Origin of the sequence: Avibacterium volantium, from assembly GCF_049366555.1 — a bacterium.
Classification (GTDB): Bacteria; Pseudomonadota; Gammaproteobacteria; order Enterobacterales; family Pasteurellaceae; genus Avibacterium; species Avibacterium volantium_A.
Genome location: NZ_JBMMGT010000013.1, coordinates 48,259 through 67,106 on the forward strand (window position 1 = coordinate 48,259; position 18,848 = coordinate 67,106).

Sequence of the window (18,848 nt, forward strand, 5' to 3'; positions counted from 1 at the left end):
TTCCTTAGCATAATCCGCCATTTACGGCGATCACTTGGCGAGTAATATAGCCGGCTTTTTCATTCATTAAGAAATCTACTGCGTGTGCCACTTCTTCAGGTTCCCCCATTCTTGCCGCGGGAATAGCTTTGAGAATCTCTTCAACAGGCACATTTTCGTCTAAAATTTCTGTATTAATTAACCCCGGAGCAACACAATTTACCGTGATTTTGCGTTTTGCTAATTCCACAGCAAGGGCTTTTGCCGCGCCAATAATGCCCGCTTTTGAGGCGCTGTAATTCACTTGTCCACGATTTCCAATTAAGCCTGACACGGATGTGATACACACAATTCGCCCTGCTTTTCGGCGGCGGATCATCGGCATCATAATGGGGTGAAGAACATTGTAAAAGCCATCTAAATTGGTGCGTAACACAATATCCCAATCATTATCCGTTAAAGCGGGAAACGCATTATCGCGGGTAAGCCCAGCGTTTAACACTACGCCATAATAAGCCCCGAACTGTTCCACATCAGCTAAGAGTTTTTGAGCGGTGTCATTACGATTACTTACGTCAAATTGCAAAACACGCACTTGTCGTCCCATTGTGCGAATTTGTTCGGCAACCGTCTCGGCTTCTGCTACACGGCTACGGCAATGTAGCACAATGTCAAAGCCTGACTGTGCCAACTGTAAGGCAATAGCTTTACCGATACCACGGCTAGATCCTGTAATTAATACACTATTTGTCATTCTTTTTTCTCTTTTGGTGGACGCAATACATTGAGCGTCCCTTCAATAATCAGTTGATCGGTGTTTTTATCTCGAAGTTGGCAATCAAATACGCCAAAGCCAGTGTCATCTTCAAGAGAGCGCTGAATGCGAATTTCTAATGTGCTGCCAACAGGAATATCTTGCTGATAAATATGTAATTTTCTTGTACCAAGCCAATAACCTAGCCCAATAGGCTGACCTGCTCGAACACATTTACAACCCGCCCAAGCCGCAATGCCCTGAGCCATAATTTCAGCCCCTACAAAACTTGCTAGTTTGCCATTTTTTAGCAAAATATGATCCGCACTTACCTGCGCTTGCGCAATGAGAAAATCTTCCCCAAATTCATCAATTTGCTGTAATAACACCATTTCACCACTATGTGGCAAAAGTGGTGCAATATGGGTAATCGGGCAGGTTAAATCAAACATCACTTTCTCCCAAAATGATCACCGTATTATTGCCGCCAAAAGCAAAGGAGCTGCTTGCACCAATGCGTTTTCTGTGCGTCCAGCGGCTGTTATCATCTGTAATCGCAACTTTTGGTAAGGCAGGATCTGGCTCGCCGTCCCATAATTGTGGAGGCAATTTCCCCTCGGGATTGAAATCAGAATGAATCATTCCCCACAAAATTGCCGCTTCTACAGCACCGGCAGCGCCTAATGTATGCCCTGTGTAGGGTTTTGTTGTGGTGCAAGGGGTATTTTCACCAAACACATTATGCACCGCTAAAATTTCCATTTGATCGTTATGGAGCGTGCCTGTGCCGTGCAAATTGATCCAACCGATTTCATCTGCCGCAAGCTGGCTATTTGCTAAAGCGGCTCGAAATGCCGCAATCGCTCCTTCGCCCTCGGGGTGTGGGGAAGACATATGATACGCATCACTGCTCGCGCCATAGCCTAATAATTCCACCGATTGTCCTAAAGATTGTTTGGACAGTACAAACATTGCTGCACCCTCGCCAATATTAATCCCTTTACGATTTGCAGAAAGCGGATTCGTTTGGCGATCAGATAACACAGACAAGGATTGAAAGCCCTTAATGGTTAAAGGCGATAAGGTATCCACACCGCCACAAATCACCGCATCACATAGATTATTTTTCAATAATCGTGCCGCACTCATTAAGGCTCTTGCGCCAGACGTGCAAGCGGTGGAAATGCCATAACATAAGCCATTCAAACCATATTGCCACGCAACAAAATCTGCGGGTGCTGAAAAATATTGTTGTTGCTGTTTAAAAGGAACTTTCGACCAATCTTGATGTTCCGCCGCTTGCTTAAACACCTCAATATTTTCATCTACGCCTGTGGTAGATGTCCCCACCACCACGGCAATGCGATGTTTGCCGAACGTCTGAATGGCTTGCTCAATCTGCGTTTCTAGCTGGGCTAAACAATGCCACAAAAGCTGATTATTACGGCTACGATGTTCGGCGGGAACAGTATCTTGAAAAGGGCGAAGTGGCACATTCACCGCACCATACATTCGTGCATTGTCTGACAGCCCATTTTCACTAAATGGCGTATCACACAAACTTAACGTAGAAGGTGCGCCTGATAATAAGGTTGAAATATGGGCTACCAGCCCCTCGCCTAAACTACTTACCACCGCAGGTTGCGATAAATACAATTTACTCACATTATTCCTTAATTTAGTAACGTTACACGCCAGTGGCTGTGGTCGGTTAAATCAATTTTCCACGCAGGGGATTGCCCTTCAATCGACCACACTGGTTTGTGATTAATAAAATAAACTCGTTGTTTACCTTGCATTTCCACTGCGCTAAATGGAAAAAGCGAAGCGTCTGGGTATAACGCCGTTGCGATCGCAGAAAATAACCACTTCGCTTGTGGATTTGGCATTACAAAACCATCATTTTGCCAACCTTGCGGCGTTAAAATCGCTCGTGCTAAGGGCGCACCAAGGGGATCGGTTTGCACCCAACGCCATTGCTTAGGCTGATATTGTAAGGCAAGTAAACTTTGTTGCTGTGAGAGATGTTGCTCATCTTGCCGTTCAATTTTAAATAATTGGCTCGCTGGCGTATTCGCTGGAAAATCTTGCGGTTGCGGCAAATTCTGACAGCCCATCAAACCACATAGCACAACAGTAATAACCCCAGCTCGCCATTGATTCATTCTTTTTATCATCATATTAAGTGCGGTTGTTTTTTTTTATTTTTTCGATTGTAGCATATTTCTTTTTATTTCAATTCACAGAAAAACGAGAACCTTATGCTATGTACTAACGAATTTGGAAAAACACGCAAAAATCCCACCGCACTTTAATTTTCTATCTATTTTTATTTCTCATTACTCTTGGCTTGCCGCACCACAAATCTCAGCTAACGCAGCAAGGCGCTGTTTTGATTTCGCCACAAATGGATTGGCACTATCCCACGCATAGCCAGCTAAGATAGAAGAAATCATACGGCGAATTTCAGGCTGTGGATCTTTGGCATACACCACATCTTGGAACGAACCATCATACCAGCCATTCACATAAGTGCGGAAGGTATCAACGCCAAGCATTAATGGCTCGGCAAATTCTTTTTGCCAATCAACGCTCTCGCCTTTTAATTGACGTACAATTAACGGTGCTGCAAGATGCGCGGAATGCAACGCAATGGTTACCCCTGATGAAAATACGGGATCTAAAAACTCCGCCGCATTACCCAATAAAGCAAAGCCTTTGCCGTGCAAGGTTTTTACATTCGCAGAATAGCCCTGAATATGGCGATAAGGGAAGTCGTTTTCCCACACTGCATTTTTTAATATCCGTTTTAGCATAGGGCATTCTAACGCAAACTTTTTCAACACCTGTTCATCATCACCATCAAGGGTTTCTGGCAAGCCTACCACGCCAATTGAGCAACGATTATCGGCAAACGGAATTAACCATAACCACACATCACGATGCACTGGGTGAGTGGTAATAAGAATTTTGTTTCGATCAAACTCAGGATCATCAATATTGTCATCAATATGGGTGAAACGAGCCACACGAGCAGGCAAGTGCGAAGGTAACTCTAAATCTAATAAGCGTGGTAATACGCGCCCGTAACCACTTGCATCAAGAACAAATTTCGCGTGCAAATTGTAGCTTTCACCTTTATCGTTACGCACCTGCAATTGCACACCATTGTCTTGAGGTTCAAAAGCTAACACTTCATTGCCAAAACGCACATCAACGCCACGCTTTGCCACTTCATCAATTAAAATTTTATCGAAAATTCCCCGTCTAACTTGAAAGGTTGTGCCAGCACCAGTGGTAAATTTGTCGGTAAAATCAAAATAAGTATAGCGATTGCCCCAAGTGAACGCTGCGCCATTTTTAAATTGGAAACTCGGTTCGCGGTTTACTGCGTCCACCAATTCTGCTTCACGCAAAATTTCCATACAATAAGGCAGTAGGCTCTCACCAATCACAAAGCGTGGGAAATATTGTTTCTCTAACACGCATACAGACAACCCTTGCTTTGCTAACAATGCCGCAGCCACTGAACCTGAAGGTCCTGCACCAATAATTGCAACATCATATTGACTCATTTTTTTCTCCCTAAAAAGTTTAGTTATTATTTACGATACATTATAAACGCAATCCCCACTGCACAGATCACGCCGATACTCACGCTTAGTCCAAACAACGCCACCGCTGGCGTGCTGCTTAACGTGAGCAAACCGAAAGAAATCAGCGTGGTACTGGCCGCGAGTAAAATGGCGAATTGTTTATGCGCAGTCAATGCCGACACACTTTGCAAACACGCCACATAATCCACTGCAATGGCGGAAACTAATAACATTCCAAACATCGCAAACAAACTGATTGGCAAGCCAAGCCAGCCGAAAATCCCCAAGGTGGCAAGCACCGCACAAACTGGCACAAATAACATTTTGCCACTGGTTTTCGCCCCGAAATAACGCCATAACAACAATCCCGCCAACGCGAAAGAAAGCAGTTTCAACCACGCGGCTTGATTACGGGTTTGTTGGAAAGATTCGTTTAAGTGGCTACGCTTGTCTTGCCAGAAAATATCTTGATCATTCGCAAGTTGCGATAAGGCTTGGTGAACTCCACCATTAACTGGAACAATCGCTGCGCATTGTCCGTTTATTTGCCCTAAATATAAACTTTGCCACCCTTGCCCTAAGGGACTTTTTAGCGCGGCTTGTAAAGATACCGTTGGTTGAGTTATCAGCGCGTTAAGCTGTTGTTGCACAATTTCAGCAGTAATACCCATTGCGGTGAGCGGTGCGAAATCCTGTTCAGATAAATTCTGTAATTGTTGGGCAAAATTATGCTGCTGCTTTTCGCTCATTAACCATTGGCTCAAAGATTGATAACTTTCTAGCTGCTGTTGCTGCTTGGCTTGCTTTAATCGAATATCAAGTGCGGTCAATTTTTCGAGTAATTTTTCATCATTTTCTGCTCGCACTAAAAAATATTGCCCGCTTAACTGCATTCCGGTTAATTCACCAATTTTCTGCGCTTGGCTGACTAAGTTGGGCGACAATGCCACCCATTGGCGAATATCATCTTGCCATTTAGATTGCGTAATTCCGCTTACCACAAAAAGACTGAGCATAGCGAGTAAGGCTTTTCGGTAAACCAAAAACTTTTGCAAAAAGCACCGCACTTTGTAAAAGGCATATAACAAATTTGTTGGGCGTTTAGTTTGATAATGGCGGAAAAAATAAGGCAATAAAAGTTGCGTACACAACACCGCTGCCAATAGTGCCGCCGCTGAAAATAGCGCGGTTTGCTGTAACACGGGCAAGGTGGTGAAACCCAGCAAACCGTAGCCAAGCAAGGTGACCAATAAACTCACGCTAAAGGTTAGGCGTAATTTCTGCATTGCAGGCTGCGGTCGCCAGTGGCGAGAAAGCAATGAGCCAGATAACCAATGTAGCGGAAAGTCAATCAACACACCGATTAAGCTCGTACCGATGACCAGGGTTAAAATATGCACTTGTCCAAACCAAGCAAGGGTTGCCACTAAGCCGACCAACACGCCAGCTGCAATGGGGAAAAATAGCCATAACACGCGTAACGAGCGAAATACCACCAGCAATAAGATTAAAGTCAGCCCAATGCCAAAACCGCTCATTAATTGGCTTTCTCGTTCCGCCCCTTGTTTGGCTTGCAGCGCAAATAAACTTGCGCCAGTGATCGCCATTTCCGCCCCCTGTTCTTGCACAAGGTGCTGATTTTGCGCAATCAGTTGCTGCAATGCCAAAGGTGGAGTAAGCCAGTTTTGTGGGGCTAATTCGCCTTGCAATAATACCCAAGTTTTTCCTTGCTCATTGACTGTTAATGCGCCACTTTCTGCCTGCCATTGCACATTGCTTTGTGACTGTGCTTGCGCGAGTGTAAATCGTCCGAAGCCAAGCCAATCTTGATCTAAGGGCAATAAACTTTGTGCCGCGAAAGGGTTACTAATTTGTTGTGCATATTGCTGAAAATATTGATGGGGCTGTTGAATTAATTGTGTACGAATATCCACAGGCAAGGTGGCGAAAGCAAGGGCTTTTACGCCTTCACGAAGCTGATTAAGATCGGGTTGAAATTCACTCGCCACTTGGCTGAACAATCCGCTCTCACGCCAGCGCTGTGCGATTTGTTGCGAAAGTTGCAATGCTTGGTGAGCTTGCGGTGCGCCGACAAGGGCAATAATTTTGCGGTTAAGTTGTTGTTCCTGTTGTTTATCCACTTGCTGCTGCACCGCTTGCCATTGTTGATCCTTAGGAAGCAGCGCTTGTAAATCTGTTTGTAGCCAATTCCCACGCCAAATAAACACCGCCAGCACAACCACACAAAACACCAAGCTCATTACATAGGCAAGACGAACTAATGTAGAAAAAAGTGCGGTGGAAAATTTTGCTGTTTTTATTGGCAAGTGCGACATTTTGGCTCTCACTTTTTATTCTAGTGCTTGCTTCACCGCAGGTGGTAAGGGTTGATTAAGCTGAATGTGCTGAAAGTGAATTTGGGTGCTATCACCTTGCACTTCATTCAATTGCATTGCGGTAACGCTTTGATTTCCCTGCACAATAATTGACGTAAAGATCTGTTTGATTAAGAGTGAACTAGGCGTAAGGTGCAATGTCCATTGTTTTGCATCGCCACTTAATGCCACGTCAAAATGGCTTTTTAGTCCTGACAAATCGCCCGACAACAACCCTAAAAATAAGCGAATTTGTTGCGATTGCGCCATATTTCCGTTGGAAATCCAGTGTTGCCCATTCCATTGCTCAATGCCTTGTGGCGTGATGCGTAATTCCGTGTTAAACGGCTGTTGCATTTTCCACAGCAATCCCTTTTCTGTCACCAAGGCAAATTGCCCACTGCTTTCAATCGGTTGGGGTAATGCTTTGAGAAAGCGTTGTTGCACAAAATCCCCTTGTACATTATGGCTTTGTTGAAGTTGCTTGATCAGATCTTGCTCAGAGAACGCCCAAAGGGGCAAGCTGATTACCCATAACAATAACACCAAATATTTTTTCATTTCTGTTTTTCCTGTACCTTAGGCTAACGGTTGAAAGCCTTTGTAGGCTTCAAAGGCTTTACGCCAATTTTCCGTTGCCTCTAATTGCATTTCGCCTGTTTGGGCGTCCACCACCACTTGTGTGGTGCTGGCAACGGTGAGTTTTTTGCCTGTTGCTAAATCAGTAATCACATAATCAATACGCAGGCAGGTATCATATTCCACTACGGAAAGGGTTACGCGGATTTTTTGACGAAAAAGCGCAGGGCGAACGTATTTCACATTCAGTTGCACAATAGGCCAACCATAACCGTCGGCACGAATATCATCATAAGTGTAGCCAATGTCTTCTAGCAACGCACAACGTGCCATCTCAAAATATTTAATATAATGCCCGTGCCACATAATATGCGCAGAATCCACATCAAAAAAGGGAATTTCATAATCAGATTGATGTTGGCAATAAACGTGTTTTTTCGCTTTCATTCTTTGTTATCGTTCCAAAAATCGTAAAAATTAAACCATTGTAATGGCTGCTCACGGCAGGCTTGCGCCAATACATCAGCATATTGCTGCATTGCCTGTTGAATATGTTGTTGACGCACTTCACCACGTCCTGAAATGGCAGGGCTGAAACGGCGCAATTTTAATTGATAGCGTCCTTGCAATTTCACACAAAACACCGTATTAAGCGGTGCTTTAAGCAATGCCGAAAGCAACCAAGCGCCTTGTGGAAAATCTGCTGGCTTGCCAAGAAAATTAACTTTTTGTGTTTTATCGCCACGCACAGGAATGCGATCTGCGGCAATGGCAATCCATTCACCACGTTCTATACGTTGGTGTAATTCAAACATCTTTTGTGCATCTAAATCCGTTACCTGAATGACAGGAAGCGATTTTGCCCCCGCTTTTTCTAAGGCTTCATTGAAGGCCTCTGCGTGGTGGCTATGTACTAACACGTTCAGCACAAAATTAGGATGATGTCCGCTATCAACTAACGCGCGACAAATTTCAATGTTGCCAAAATGGGAGCATAATAAAATTTGTCCACGGCTTTGATGATCAATGTCGTGATAAAGATTATCCGCATCATCAATATGCAAATCGTGATAGTTAATTTTATTTTGCCACACCGCAAAGCGATCCGTGATTGCTTCGCCAAAAGTCAAAAATTGACGAAAAACCGCCCAAGTTGGTAATTTCACTTCTGGAAAGGTTTGACACAAACGTTGCTGATATTCAGCAATATATTGACGCGCTTTCTTTGAAGTGGCAAAAAAATAGCTCACTACCACGAAGGTCGCAAAGCGGATCGCCCACAAAGGCAGATATGCCACAATCAATCGAGTGAGATTGAGAAAGAATCGAGTACCGCGTTCTTGTTGCTTTGCCCAATGTTTTTCTTGTTGGCTCATAACGGTTTGCCTCGTATCATTCGCCATACCATTTGCCAAAAAAGTTTGGTGTGCATTTTGCTGATTTTCCAGTTATCCGCAAAAGTTCGGAAATGTGATGTGCCATTCTTATCATAACGCACGGGGGTATCCACCCACACCATTGGAATTTGATACCAATGTGCTTTGACAATAATTTCAATGTCAAAGTCCATTCGATCGCCAATTTTTTCCTGTTTCAACAAATCCATCATTGCCACCACAGGATAAAGCCGAAAACCACACATTCCATCTAGAATATCCCGAGAATGGGTGTGAATAGCATTCCAAAAATCGGTAATCTTTCTACCGTATAAACGGGATTTTGGTGCATCATCGCCATAAATAGGACGTCCACAAATAAGTGCGGTGGGATTTTCCGCACTTTTTTGTAAAAAGATCGCCACATCAGAAAGTTGATGTTGTCCGTCTGCATCAACTTGTACAGCATAGGCAAAACCCTGTTCCCAAGCTAGCTTAAATCCCACTTTCATTGCTGCGCCTTTGCCCCCATTCTGCGGACAAAAATGAACTTGAATACCGTCTTGTTGTGCAAGTTCGTGAAGTGCCACTTTGTGCTCAGCTGTTGAACCATCATCAATAATCAGCACAGGTAAATTAAGTTGGCGTAGCTGATGTGCCACGGCACCTACGGTGTTGGAATGATTGTAATGAGGAATAAGGGCAATCACTTGTTGATTTATTGGCTGATTATGCATTGGTTAATTCCTCTTGCTGGCGGAGAAAGGCCTGCTCGAAATCTGCTTTTAAAATTTTTGATTGGCTGTTGCGTGGCAGTTTCTCGGTAAAACGCCAAAAACGTGGCAACGCTGCGGCTTCTTGAGTTTGGCTAAGATGCTGGCGAAGTGAATGAATGACCGCATTACGCCCTTGTGTGCGATATTGGTTTACCCCTTCTTTATTTAACGCCACCCAAGCCGCAGGGCGAGCCTGATTAGGGTGCTGCGCAATAAAGCAATCCACCACCCAAGAATGCTGCTGCAAGGCTTGTTCTATATTAACCAGCGAAATGCGTTTATCACCCAGTTTCACTATGCGATCTACACGCCCAAGCAGTAAAAAACGCTCGCCGTGCATTTCCGCCGCGTCTCCCATAATTTCTGGCAGATCAAGCCAAGGGGATTTCACCCAAAGCGTGCCATTTTCTGTTAATCCTACTGTGGTAAATATGGTCGGCGTCCATAATGTTTCTTGCTCACGAAACGCTATTGCCCCTGTTTCCGTGCTACCGTAGCATTCGATCATTCGGCAAGATAAAGTGTCACGAATACGTTGTGCCGTATCCAAAGGTAAAGGCGAACCTGCGGAAACAACAGCACGAATGCCACAACGCGCAAGTTTGGGATCTTTTAAATTAAGGTGAGTCAGCAAGGCAGGGCTGCTTACCCATAATACATTTTCTGCGTGTAAACTTTCGCTCATCAAATATTCGGGATAATGATATTGCAAGCGTGCCAACGGCCAGCCTAAATAGAGCGGTAAGAAAATTCGGTAAGATAAACCGTAATGATGTTGGGCTGATACACTTGATACCACATATAGCGGTGTATTCTCTGAAAATGCGACACTCTGCGCAATAGCTTGAGCCTCTTGCCACATTTTTTCTGCGGTTTTAACTAAAATTTTTGGCTCACCACTGCTACCTGAGGTTTTAAGCCAAATTTCACTTTGACAATGAGGATCAATTAAAGGCTGAGCTAAAGTTTCAGCATTAATTTGTTGTGCTAAACCAAAGGTGGCAAAGCATTCATTATCCATCAACATCGCATTTTCTTGTGCTAGCCATTGTTGGTTTTCCGCCAATAAATTTGGCGGCAATAACACGCGCACTTTTGCCTGAAAACACGCCAGCAACACACACGCCATTTGGGCTGCATCGTCAAGCCATAAACCTAGGCTATGTATCTGTTGCTGTTGTAATTGCTGACTAATTTGCCACGCACGCAAGGTAAAATCTTGTTTTGACCAAGAAGGATTTAAGGTGATGTCCTTCATTGCTGAAAAATTAATTTGCATGATGTTTTTTTACTTGTTGTCGAATGATCCATTCAATGCCCATCACTAAACCAATGAACACATAGGAAATCACCCCAGAATATAATGCCCAATAATCATAATATTGCCCGAATATTAGTGCGCCCGTAATCACGATATTGATAATAAACACAACACACCATACTTGGGTTACGGTTCGGGTGTAACGCACACCTTCTGCGGTTAAATTCGGTTCTTGCAAGCGGGCTAAACGCTCTACAAAGGTTTGCGATTGCCATAGGCTGCTTGCAAATAAGGTGAGCATTAATCCATTGATAATCACGGGATACCAAAACATTCCCACTAAGGCGCGTGTGCCTGCGATCACCGCTAAAATTAATGCTAGGCAAAAAGAGAAATAACGCTGCGCTGAGGGCTTTTGTAGCAGCCCTTTCACCGCCCATAATGCCGCCATTATCCACGGCAGATAAAACAAAATGGGGCTATTTGCCCCTTGCCACCAAAAAACAATGGGAAAAGCCACCGCACTTACTGCAAGGAATAAGGTGATAAGAACGGAAGTTAGGGCTTTCATTATGTTATTCCGTTAAAAGTGCCACACCGCTACAGCAAGTTTCTTCGGCAACTTTAAGCTGGAACGCGATCCGCCGCTTTTCAGGCTGCCAACTAAGCGTGAGTTCAAATTCATCATTTGGACGTAAAAAATGCTGGAACTTCAAACGATCAATGCTCGAAAAATTAAGATTCCTACCTAAAAAATCCTGCATTTTTTCGCTGATCCATTGTAACTCAATCACGCCCGGCACTAAGGGAAATTCAGCAAAATGATCTTTTAAGAAACGCAACTCTAACGGCACTTTGCCTTTGATAACATATTGATTGCCATCGAGCTCAGGCCTAGACCAAATAGGATCAAGCACGCTTTCCACACAAACTTGATTAAAGGCTAATTTATTAATTTTCGATTGACTATTGCGCGGTAATTTATCAGTAAAACGCCAAAAACGTGGAATGGCGGATTTATCTTGATTTGCAGCAACAGCTTGTTTCAGCCCGGCGATTAATGCACGGCGACCTTGCTCACGGAAAGCATTAATGCCAACCTCCGTTAATCCCACCCACGCCGCTAAACGATTTTGCTCGGGGTGGCGTGCGATATAACAATCTTCCACAAAAGGATGTTGTAATAACTGGCGTTCAATGCTCACTAAAGATGTGCGCTTATCACCAATTTTCACAATACGATCACAACGTCCAAGTAAACGAAAGCCTGAGTCTTCAAATTCCACTACATCTGCGGTTTGCTCGCGTCCTGAAATCCAGTCCGCTTCAATCCATAAGGCATCTTGTTCATCTTGCCCAAGCTGGCTATTTGGTAACCTTTGCCAAAGATGAATATCATCACGGATTGCAATTGGGCCTGTTTCCGTACTGCCGTAAATTTCTACCACAGGAGCGTGAGTTGCTGCACGGATTTGAGTTGAAACATCTTCAGCCAATGCGCCACCTGAAGAAACAATACCACGCAGATTTTTTGGCATTGCCATTGTGTCCCAAGCAATACTTGATAACATTGCAGGGCTACTCACAAGCACGGCATTTTCTGATTGGTTAAGCGCTGATTTGATACACTCAGGATAAAATAATTGCTTACGCCCAATTTGCCAGCCAAGCGCTAACGACATCATAATATGCACGGTTAAGCCATAAACGTGCTGAATGCTCACCGTGCTAATGGCACGCCATTGATTATCCGCTGGGAAAGGCAGAGCCTCTGCCAACACTTGCGCACTGCGCCACATTTGCTGCGCGGTTTTCACGATGGTTTTAGCTTCCCCCGTGCTGCCTGAGGTTTTCAGCCAAATTTCTGTTTGGGCGTTACGATCAAAGTGCGGTGCAAAATTTTCTTGTTTTTGTACCTGCTGATCGCCACCAAAATCCTTAAACGCCATATAAGGTGAGAGTTCAGCGTCATTATCACATAACCAGAACTGAGCGTGCTGCGCAACCCATTCACGGCTTTCTTGGGTTAAATTGGGTGGAAAAAGCACGCGTACATCAGCCTGCCAAGCAGCAAGCAAGGTGCAGGCAAGATTTGCGCCGTCTTCTAACCAAACTGCAATAGATTTCACTTTTTGCTGTTTGAACGCTTGCGCCATTTGTAGGGCTTTGTAAGCAAAATCGCCATAGCGCCAATCGGGCTGCGTGGCGATAAGACTATGTTCCGTGTAATTAGGCATTCTGAGAGTCGTCTGTGGCTTGTTGGGCTTTTTGGCTCATTTTTAACACTGCTTGCACCACATCATTTACCGTACGCACATTGCGGAAATCTTCAGGTTTCACTTTGTATCCTGTGTTGCGTTTGATGTAGTCAATTAAATCAATGGCGTCAATGCTATCAATTTCTAGATCTTCATAAAGATTCGTTTCTGGTGTGATTTTATTGGGATCAATTTCAAATAAAGATACCAGGGCTTCAGAAAGTAAATCTTGGATTTGTTGTTCTGTCATCATCGTCATTAACCTTGTTGTGAGCGAATAAAGGCGGCTAAAGTATTGACATTAGTGAAGTGATCGCGCAATGCGTGCTGTTCACTATCTAATTGTAAATTAAAGGCTTTTTGTACTGCTAAACCGAGTTCTAGCGCATCAACAGAATCTAGTCCTAAGCCCTCATCGCTAAACAGCAATGTATCATTTTCAATATCTTCTGGGCTAATGTCTTCCAATGCTAAACTTTCGATAATGATATTTTTAAGTTGTTGTTCTAATTCCATTTTATTTATCCTTTTTGTTGAGTTTGAGAATTAAAATAATCGTTTAAATATTGTGTTAAGCGACGTGCTGCCAAAGGTAAAGGTTTTTCAGCAAGCCAAGTTTGTGGGTCAATGTCCTCTCCCACAGAGAGCTCATAAGTAATGCGGCTTTTAGGTAATTGATACCAAGGTTGCCCCTTTTTGAAATTCAGCGGGTGCATTTTGATCACCACAGGAGTAATCACTTTTGCGCTACGCAAACCAATAGATACTGCACCACGGTTAAGTTTCACCACACCGTCCCAACCTGTTCTAGTTCCCTCAGGGAAAAGTAAAATTGCCTGTTCTTTCAGCACGTTATCGCATTGTTCTAACAGCTCAAGGGATTCTGTGTTCGGCAAAAATCCACAAGCCAAAATTTGGTTTCGCATTGTTGGGTTACGCAATAAATCTTGTTTCACAATGCAATTTAGCTCTGGTGTTTTAGCTAAAGTCAGCACCACATCAAGCAAAGAGGGGTGATTGGCGATAACTAATTGCCCGGCACGCCCTAATTTTTCAAAACCTTGATATTTGACTTCTAGCACGCCACTCCAAACAGTAAAACGCACAAAATAATGCCAAATTTTTCCAACAAAACGGCGTACTTTTAATTGCGTAGCTAAGTTTTGTGGGCGGCGTGCATAAGGGTATAACACCAGTTGCAATAATGTTCCTGCCACGCCCCAAAAAACGAATCCTATGGCAGTGGCAAGAAAACGGCGTAGCCAATCTAATTTTTCTGCCATAACCAAATATCTCCACGCGAACTTGGGGTTTGCCACTGAGATTGGTCTAAATATTGTTGCTGCACCCAAAATAACGCATTATCACTATATTTTTCTGCAAGATCGCCACGTTTTTCAGAGCAATGTAAGCTAAGTTGATATTGGTTGCCTTTTTCTACTACTAAGGCTAACGCATAACCAAAAGGCTGACGCACCACAGGTTCGGCATTATATTGTTCTGCCAATGGGGATTCTGCAACCACCACAAGCACGCGTTCTTGCCCTTCTTGCAACAATAAATAAGCCTCAAGCAATGCCACTTCCAAATTATCTTGTTGTGCCATAATTGCCGTGGTTTCTGCTTTGACTTGGCGCATTTCCGACCATTGCCCCACCAGCGCATTATGCACAGATAAATTGAATGAAGTCGGTGAAACATCACCCTCTGTTAAAAGACTATGCCAAAGGGCAAAGTTTCGATTGATTTCGCTATTGGCAGAGGCATAAACCACAGGGATATTTGGTTGTTCTTCCATAAGATCCCAAGCGGCTTCAAAAAATAAGCGAGCCAGCTCACTTAAACGTCGCCGTTTTAAAGGGGGAAGAAAGGCTAACTTAGGTGCAAAAGGCTGCCATAAATGGCTATTCTTCGCCCAATGAGCTTCGCCTAATTGCCAATCTTGGCGAGAAAGTTCACGGTTAGTAATCACTTTCCAGCCACGCAAGGAAAAATTAAACTGACAAATTTCGGTGTTCATTGATTATCATCTAAATAATTTGTTAATCATTACATCAGTTTGGCTTTGTAAATCCAGCTTCACTCGCTCTTGGCGCTTGTTATACACAGCAAGACCAACAATTCGTTTATTTTGCTCAACGGTCAAACGAGCTCGACCAATAATAGCGCGGTTGTTACGCAAGCTTACTCTTAATACAGAACTACAGTTTACTAATTCATTTGGTTTAGCAAAATATGCACGAATTCCACGCTTTTGCAAACTCGTCAAAATGGCATTAGAAAAGCCGACTGGAGCGTGTTTCAAATCTGCGGTAACACATAATGGCTGTTTTAACAAGGGCACAGGGACTGGCACGGGATCTGCTGAAATACACCCCGTTAAAACGAACGCTAATGCGCTTATTGCCAGTAGTTTTTTCATTGTCAAATCCTTCAAATATTTACTCAGGAAGAAACTCAGTGAATTAATAATAAGAACTAAGGAATATTATTGAAATAATTCATTAATCATTAAGTCTGTTTGACCTTGCAAGCCCACTTCTTTTACACGCTCTGCTTCATCGCCACGTCTTTTGTATGTGATAGAGCCAAGCACTTGCTTATCTTGCACAACAGTTAAACGCGCACGGGCAATAATGGTGCGATTACCGCGAACAGCTGCTTTTAAAATTGATGTACAGCCTGCTAGTTCACGTGATTTAACAAAATTTGCCTTAATGCCACGTTTCTTTAAGCTCGCTAAAATCGCGTCAGCAAAATCTTCAGGGGCTTTTCGTAAATCAGTGGTAACGCATAATGGCTGTTTAAGGCTGCTTAATTGCACAGGTTGTGAATCACTAATACCAGCAGCGCAACTCACTAAAGTCGCGGCACATAAACAAATGGAAAATAATTTTTTCATTATAAAAACCTAATTAGTTATTAATAAAAAATATTGTGGAAGTTTACCTTAATTTACGTTAAATTACCAAGCGGAAAAGCAACCGTTTACGATAGAATAATCACCTAATCTCACGCATTTTATTAATGCTCACAAAAAAAGGAAAAACTATGAAACATTCAGGAAAACTTGCTATTGCTTTAACAGCCCTTTTACTCGCAGCTTGCGCCCCTAGAGATACCACCCATTATTACTCCATTCAGGAAGCATTAAATTCTCCTGAAGCAAAAGAAGTGTTAGATCCAAAAATTAAACTTTATTTTGGCAAACCTGCGCCAGGTAAAGTTGTCAAAGCGGGGTTAGTGAGTAATCGTAAAACCAATGCGGCAAATAAGAGCGATGAAAAATCTTGTCAATGGGCGTTTCTAACTGTAGTGAAACAATTCCAAGATACAGCGAAAAAACAAGGTGCAACCAAAGTGGGCAACCTTATTAGTTTCTATAAGAAAAATCCTTATCGTAGTACAACACAATACGAATGCCACGCTGGTAATTTAATGAGTGGCGTTGCCTTAAAAGGCGATATTGTTCGCTAATTCATTTCTTTAAGTGCGGTCGAAAATTTGGAAATTTTACACCGCACTTAACATTTTAGCTGGCTTGACAATCACATTATCAAATTTATAATTTCGCGCCGAATTTTATTGGCACACATTTTTTAGCATTTAACTTTATGGACACGCATTCACCTAAACATATCCTTGTGGTTTCTTATTCACAAACAGGGCAACTTTCTCGTTTAGTAGAGAATTTTCTGCAACCATTATGCACACAGCAAGAGATCATTATTGAAGAATTTCAGGTGAAACCGCAGCAAGATTATGCGTTTCCGTGGAAATTTACCCCATTTTTTAACACCTTTCCTGAAAGTGTTCACTTACAACCTGCGCCAATTGAACCACCACAATTACAGCGTGATCACTATGATTTAGTGATCATCGCCTATAGCGTTTGGTTTCTTTCCCCCTCTCAACCCATTACTGCGTTTTTGCAAAGTGAGCAAGGTAAACAAGTCTTGCACAACACGCCTGTGATCACCTTAATCGGCTGTCGTAATATGTGGTTAATGGCACAAGAAAAAGTCAAAGCCTTGTTACATCAAGCGGGCGCAACGCTGGTGGGCAATATTGTTAAAACCGATCAATCTAATGCGTGGGCAAGTTTTATCACCACGCCCTTATGGCTGTTTACAGGCAAAAAGCGTCCTTATGAATGGTTACCTAGCGCCGGCATTAGTGAAGAAAATATTACCGATATGCAGCGATTTGGTCGAGAACTTGCAGAAAAATTAGCAGAAAATGCCTCGCTCGATCAACCGCTATTTCAACATATGGGCGCGGTGCAAATTGATGAGAAACTGATGATGAGTGAAAAAGTGGGACACCGCAGTTTTTATTTATGGGGGAAATTATTACTCAAGTGCGGTCAAATTTCGCCACGTTTACGCCAAGCGGTGCTGTATGTTTATATTGCTTTTTTAGTCTTATTAATTATTACCGTTGTGCCAATTTCTGCCCTAATTAAGCGTTTACTAAAACCTTTATTAAAAGAAAAACTTGAACGCCAAAAACGCTATTTTGCTGCACCATCTGGAGAATAATGATGTCGCAACTTTCTGAGGTTTATATTAATTCTGTGACAAGTTTTTTGCCAAATGATCCCGTTACCAATGATCAAATGGAAGCCGTGTTGGGAATGGTCGGTGATGTGCCTTCCCGTGTCCGCAATATGATTTTACGTTCTAATGCCATTCGCACACGCTATTACGCCCTTGATCCAAAAACACGCCAAGCTACGCACAGCAGCACAGAACTTGCAGTCTGTGCCATTGAAAAATTAGTGGAACAGGGCTTTGATATACAGCAGCTTGACTGTTTAGCCTGCGGCACCTCTTACCCTGATCAAATTATGCCGGGGCAAGGGGTGATGGTACACGGCTTAATTCCCAATGCGCCGGCTTGCGAAGTGCTAACCACCGCTGGGGTTTGCGTGGCGGGAATGGCGGCGATGAAACACGCTTATAATGCCATTCGCACAGGGGAGCATCAAAATGCGATTGCGGTTGCTTCCGAAACGGCTTCAGCAGTAATGCGGAGCGAAAATTTTCGTTCAGAAATCAATCATAAACAATTAGACAATGCCAAGCCTGAAATCGGCTTTGAAAAAGATTTTTTACGTTGGATGCTATCAGATGGAGCTGGTGCAGCACAACTCAGCCACCGCCCAAATCCACAAGGCATTAGCTTTAAAATTCATTGGATTGATCTCATCTCCTACGCCAATGAAATGCCTGTTTGTATGTATGCAGGGGCAGAAATCGACAATGGCAAGTTTATTAGCTGGAAAGCGGTGGATAACGAACACCGCGACAAATACAGCCTAATGGCAATTAAACAAGATGTAAAATTGCTCAATGAAAATATCGTTAGTTACACGGTGGAAAAAGCCTTATCGCGTTTAATCGACAAATATCAGCTCAGCGCTGAAAAAATTGATTATTTTCTACCGCACTATTCTTCAGGCTTTTTCCGTAACAAATTATCGGAAGGGTTACAGCGCATTCAGTTTGATATTCCGCAAGAAAAATGGTTTACCAACCTTGCCGAAAAAGGAAACACAGGCTCCGCTTCCATTTACATTATTTTAGAAGAGTTTATGCGCACTTTCCCACTCAAAAATGGGCAGAAAGTGCTGTGCTATATTCCTGAGAGCGGTCGTTTTTCCTCTTGTTTTATGCTGTTGGAGGTGGTGAATGGAAATTGATGACATTCCCCAAGACAATAGTCGCATTTTTCGCGGGCAAAAAAAGATCATCTACGCCACGCAAAATGGGCATTACCAGCCTAGCACTAGCACAGGCTGGCAAACGGAAGAATTTGCTACCCACCAAGCCGTTGATGCCTTAAATGAACTGACTGAACAGGCATTGCAGGCGGTTAAAAAAGGGGAAAAG

The 18,848-nt window shown here is 43.2% G+C and carries 22 protein-coding genes and 1 pseudogene; 4 read left to right on the forward strand and 19 right to left on the reverse strand.

What is annotated here, in order from left to right:
- Positions 1-4 precede the first annotated feature (4 nt).
- The 19 genes from fabG to ACLS0A_RS05980 form a co-directional block, all read right to left on the reverse strand.
- Entirely contained in the window at positions 5-733 is a 729-nt protein-coding gene (gene fabG, locus ACLS0A_RS05890) for a 3-oxoacyl-ACP reductase FabG (RefSeq protein ID WP_416082648.1), read from the reverse strand.
- The gene (locus tag ACLS0A_RS05895) at positions 730-1,185 is read right to left on the reverse strand and encodes a dehydratase (protein WP_416082649.1); all 456 of its coding nucleotides are present in this window, start codon (positions 1,183-1,185) and stop codon (positions 730-732) included. Before ACLS0A_RS05895 ends, fabG begins: the two co-directional genes overlap by 4 nt.
- Positions 1,178-2,398: a beta-ketoacyl-ACP synthase gene (locus ACLS0A_RS05900; protein WP_423105272.1), complete on the reverse strand. Its 1,221-nt coding sequence runs from the start codon at positions 2,396-2,398 to the stop codon at positions 1,178-1,180. Before ACLS0A_RS05900 ends, ACLS0A_RS05895 begins: the two co-directional genes overlap by 8 nt.
- An 8-nt stretch (positions 2,399-2,406) precedes the next feature.
- Positions 2,407-2,898: a DUF3261 domain-containing protein gene (locus tag ACLS0A_RS05905; RefSeq protein ID WP_126370659.1), complete on the reverse strand. Its 492-nt coding sequence runs from the start codon at positions 2,896-2,898 to the stop codon at positions 2,407-2,409.
- 174 nt (positions 2,899-3,072) lie between these two features.
- Entirely contained in the window at positions 3,073-4,308 is a 1,236-nt protein-coding gene (locus tag ACLS0A_RS05910) for an NAD(P)/FAD-dependent oxidoreductase (RefSeq protein WP_416082651.1), read from the reverse strand.
- Positions 4,309-4,334: 26 nt separating this feature from the next.
- Positions 4,335-6,665 (reverse strand): MMPL family transporter, encoded by a 2,331-nt coding sequence (locus tag ACLS0A_RS05915; protein ID WP_416082652.1) that lies wholly within the window; start codon positions 6,663-6,665, stop codon positions 4,335-4,337.
- Positions 6,666-6,680: 15 nt separating this feature from the next.
- Positions 6,681-7,265 (reverse strand): LolA family protein, encoded by a 585-nt coding sequence (locus ACLS0A_RS05920; RefSeq protein ID WP_416082653.1) that lies wholly within the window; start codon positions 7,263-7,265, stop codon positions 6,681-6,683.
- Positions 7,266-7,283: 18 nt separating this feature from the next.
- Complete coding sequence (locus ACLS0A_RS05925) at positions 7,284-7,730, reverse strand: acyl-CoA thioesterase (RefSeq protein WP_103853665.1); 447 nt, start codon at positions 7,728-7,730, stop codon at positions 7,284-7,286.
- Positions 7,727-8,659: a glycosyl transferase family 2 gene (locus ACLS0A_RS05930; protein WP_416082654.1), complete on the reverse strand. Its 933-nt coding sequence runs from the start codon at positions 8,657-8,659 to the stop codon at positions 7,727-7,729. The genes ACLS0A_RS05925 and ACLS0A_RS05930 overlap by 4 nt, the downstream gene beginning before the upstream one ends.
- Complete coding sequence (locus ACLS0A_RS05935) at positions 8,656-9,396, reverse strand: glycosyltransferase family 2 protein (protein ID WP_103855155.1); 741 nt, start codon at positions 9,394-9,396, stop codon at positions 8,656-8,658. The genes ACLS0A_RS05930 and ACLS0A_RS05935 overlap by 4 nt, the downstream gene beginning before the upstream one ends.
- Positions 9,389-10,714: an AMP-binding protein gene (locus ACLS0A_RS05940; RefSeq protein ID WP_416082655.1), complete on the reverse strand. Its 1,326-nt coding sequence runs from the start codon at positions 10,712-10,714 to the stop codon at positions 9,389-9,391. Before ACLS0A_RS05940 ends, ACLS0A_RS05935 begins: the two co-directional genes overlap by 8 nt.
- Positions 10,704-11,267 (reverse strand): hypothetical protein, encoded by a 564-nt coding sequence (locus ACLS0A_RS05945; protein ID WP_416082656.1) that lies wholly within the window; start codon positions 11,265-11,267, stop codon positions 10,704-10,706. Before ACLS0A_RS05945 ends, ACLS0A_RS05940 begins: the two co-directional genes overlap by 11 nt.
- Before the next feature lie 4 nt (positions 11,268-11,271).
- Complete coding sequence (locus ACLS0A_RS05950) at positions 11,272-12,933, reverse strand: AMP-binding protein (protein ID WP_416082657.1); 1,662 nt, start codon at positions 12,931-12,933, stop codon at positions 11,272-11,274.
- A complete protein-coding gene (locus ACLS0A_RS05955; protein WP_416082665.1) occupies positions 12,926-13,204 on the reverse strand; it encodes an acyl carrier protein in 279 nt (92 codons plus the stop codon). Before ACLS0A_RS05955 ends, ACLS0A_RS05950 begins: the two co-directional genes overlap by 8 nt.
- Positions 13,205-13,212: 8 nt before the next feature.
- Positions 13,213-13,470 carry a phosphopantetheine-binding protein gene (locus tag ACLS0A_RS05960; protein ID WP_103853659.1) on the reverse strand — a complete coding sequence of 86 codons (258 nt, stop codon included), beginning with the start codon at positions 13,468-13,470 and terminating at the stop codon, positions 13,213-13,215.
- A gap of 5 nt (positions 13,471-13,475) precedes the next feature.
- Positions 13,476-14,237 (reverse strand): lysophospholipid acyltransferase family protein, encoded by a 762-nt coding sequence (locus ACLS0A_RS05965; RefSeq protein WP_416082658.1) that lies wholly within the window; start codon positions 14,235-14,237, stop codon positions 13,476-13,478.
- Positions 14,222-14,974, reverse strand: a complete 753-nt coding sequence (locus ACLS0A_RS05970) for a beta-ketoacyl synthase chain length factor (protein ID WP_416082659.1) — start codon at positions 14,972-14,974, stop codon at positions 14,222-14,224. Before ACLS0A_RS05970 ends, ACLS0A_RS05965 begins: the two co-directional genes overlap by 16 nt.
- A 6-nt stretch (positions 14,975-14,980) precedes the next feature.
- Positions 14,981-15,376, reverse strand: a complete 396-nt coding sequence (locus ACLS0A_RS05975; protein WP_416082660.1) for a hypothetical protein — start codon at positions 15,374-15,376, stop codon at positions 14,981-14,983.
- A 66-nt stretch (positions 15,377-15,442) separates the two neighbouring features.
- Positions 15,443-15,856: a hypothetical protein gene (locus ACLS0A_RS05980; protein ID WP_416080621.1), complete on the reverse strand. Its 414-nt coding sequence runs from the start codon at positions 15,854-15,856 to the stop codon at positions 15,443-15,445.
- 149 nt (positions 15,857-16,005) lie between these two features.
- On the opposite strand from ACLS0A_RS05980, the gene ACLS0A_RS05985 reads away from it, so the two are divergent.
- The 4 genes and pseudogenes from ACLS0A_RS05985 to ACLS0A_RS06000 form a co-directional block, all read left to right on the forward strand.
- Positions 16,006-16,431: an excinuclease ABC subunit A gene (locus ACLS0A_RS05985; RefSeq protein ID WP_103853655.1), complete on the forward strand. Its 426-nt coding sequence runs from the start codon at positions 16,006-16,008 to the stop codon at positions 16,429-16,431.
- A 137-nt stretch (positions 16,432-16,568) separates the two neighbouring features.
- Positions 16,569-17,495 (forward strand): dialkylrecorsinol condensing enzyme, encoded by a 927-nt coding sequence (locus ACLS0A_RS05990; protein ID WP_416082661.1) that lies wholly within the window; start codon positions 16,569-16,571, stop codon positions 17,493-17,495.
- Positions 17,496-17,497: 2 nt separating this feature from the next.
- Positions 17,498-18,658: a beta-ketoacyl-ACP synthase III gene (locus ACLS0A_RS05995; protein WP_416082666.1), complete on the forward strand. Its 1,161-nt coding sequence runs from the start codon at positions 17,498-17,500 to the stop codon at positions 18,656-18,658.
- Positions 18,648-18,848, forward strand: a pseudogene (locus ACLS0A_RS06000) (hypothetical protein); the annotation flags it as partial. The gene ACLS0A_RS05995 and the pseudogene ACLS0A_RS06000, both read left to right, overlap by 11 nt.

Excerpts from the sequence above, each read along its gene's own strand:
- fabG (WP_416082648.1), bottom strand. The coding sequence starts at position 733 with ATGACAAATAGTGTATTAATTACAGGATCTAGCCGTGGTATCGGTAAA.
- ACLS0A_RS05895 (WP_416082649.1), bottom strand. The coding sequence starts at position 1,185 with ATGTTTGATTTAACCTGCCCGATTACCCATATTGCACCACTTTTGCCA.
- ACLS0A_RS05905 (WP_126370659.1), bottom strand. The coding sequence starts at position 2,898 with ATGAATCAATGGCGAGCTGGGGTTATTACTGTTGTGCTATGTGGTTTG.
- ACLS0A_RS05910 (WP_416082651.1), bottom strand. The coding sequence starts at position 4,308 with ATGAGTCAATATGATGTTGCAATTATTGGTGCAGGACCTTCAGGTTCA.
- ACLS0A_RS05915 (WP_416082652.1), bottom strand. The coding sequence starts at position 6,665 with ATGTCGCACTTGCCAATAAAAACAGCAAAATTTTCCACCGCACTTTTT.
- ACLS0A_RS05920 (WP_416082653.1), bottom strand. The coding sequence starts at position 7,265 with ATGAAAAAATATTTGGTGTTATTGTTATGGGTAATCAGCTTGCCCCTT.
- ACLS0A_RS05925 (WP_103853665.1), bottom strand. The coding sequence starts at position 7,730 with ATGAAAGCGAAAAAACACGTTTATTGCCAACATCAATCTGATTATGAA.
- ACLS0A_RS05930 (WP_416082654.1), bottom strand. The coding sequence starts at position 8,659 with ATGAGCCAACAAGAAAAACATTGGGCAAAGCAACAAGAACGCGGTACT.
- ACLS0A_RS05935 (WP_103855155.1), bottom strand. The coding sequence starts at position 9,396 with ATGCATAATCAGCCAATAAATCAACAAGTGATTGCCCTTATTCCTCAT.
- ACLS0A_RS05940 (WP_416082655.1), bottom strand. The coding sequence starts at position 10,714 with ATGCAAATTAATTTTTCAGCAATGAAGGACATCACCTTAAATCCTTCT.
- ACLS0A_RS05945 (WP_416082656.1), bottom strand. The coding sequence starts at position 11,267 with ATGAAAGCCCTAACTTCCGTTCTTATCACCTTATTCCTTGCAGTAAGT.
- ACLS0A_RS05950 (WP_416082657.1), bottom strand. The coding sequence starts at position 12,933 with ATGCCTAATTACACGGAACATAGTCTTATCGCCACGCAGCCCGATTGG.
- ACLS0A_RS05955 (WP_416082665.1), bottom strand. The coding sequence starts at position 13,204 with ATGACAGAACAACAAATCCAAGATTTACTTTCTGAAGCCCTGGTATCT.
- ACLS0A_RS05960 (WP_103853659.1), bottom strand. The coding sequence starts at position 13,470 with ATGGAATTAGAACAACAACTTAAAAATATCATTATCGAAAGTTTAGCA.
- ACLS0A_RS05965 (WP_416082658.1), bottom strand. The coding sequence starts at position 14,237 with ATGGCAGAAAAATTAGATTGGCTACGCCGTTTTCTTGCCACTGCCATA.
- ACLS0A_RS05970 (WP_416082659.1), bottom strand. The coding sequence starts at position 14,974 with ATGAACACCGAAATTTGTCAGTTTAATTTTTCCTTGCGTGGCTGGAAA.
- ACLS0A_RS05975 (WP_416082660.1), bottom strand. The coding sequence starts at position 15,376 with ATGAAAAAACTACTGGCAATAAGCGCATTAGCGTTCGTTTTAACGGGG.
- ACLS0A_RS05980 (WP_416080621.1), bottom strand. The coding sequence starts at position 15,856 with ATGAAAAAATTATTTTCCATTTGTTTATGTGCCGCGACTTTAGTGAGT.
- ACLS0A_RS05985 (WP_103853655.1), top strand. The coding sequence starts at position 16,006 with ATGAAACATTCAGGAAAACTTGCTATTGCTTTAACAGCCCTTTTACTC.
- ACLS0A_RS05990 (WP_416082661.1), top strand. The coding sequence starts at position 16,569 with ATGGACACGCATTCACCTAAACATATCCTTGTGGTTTCTTATTCACAA.
- ACLS0A_RS05995 (WP_416082666.1), top strand. The coding sequence starts at position 17,498 with ATGTCGCAACTTTCTGAGGTTTATATTAATTCTGTGACAAGTTTTTTG.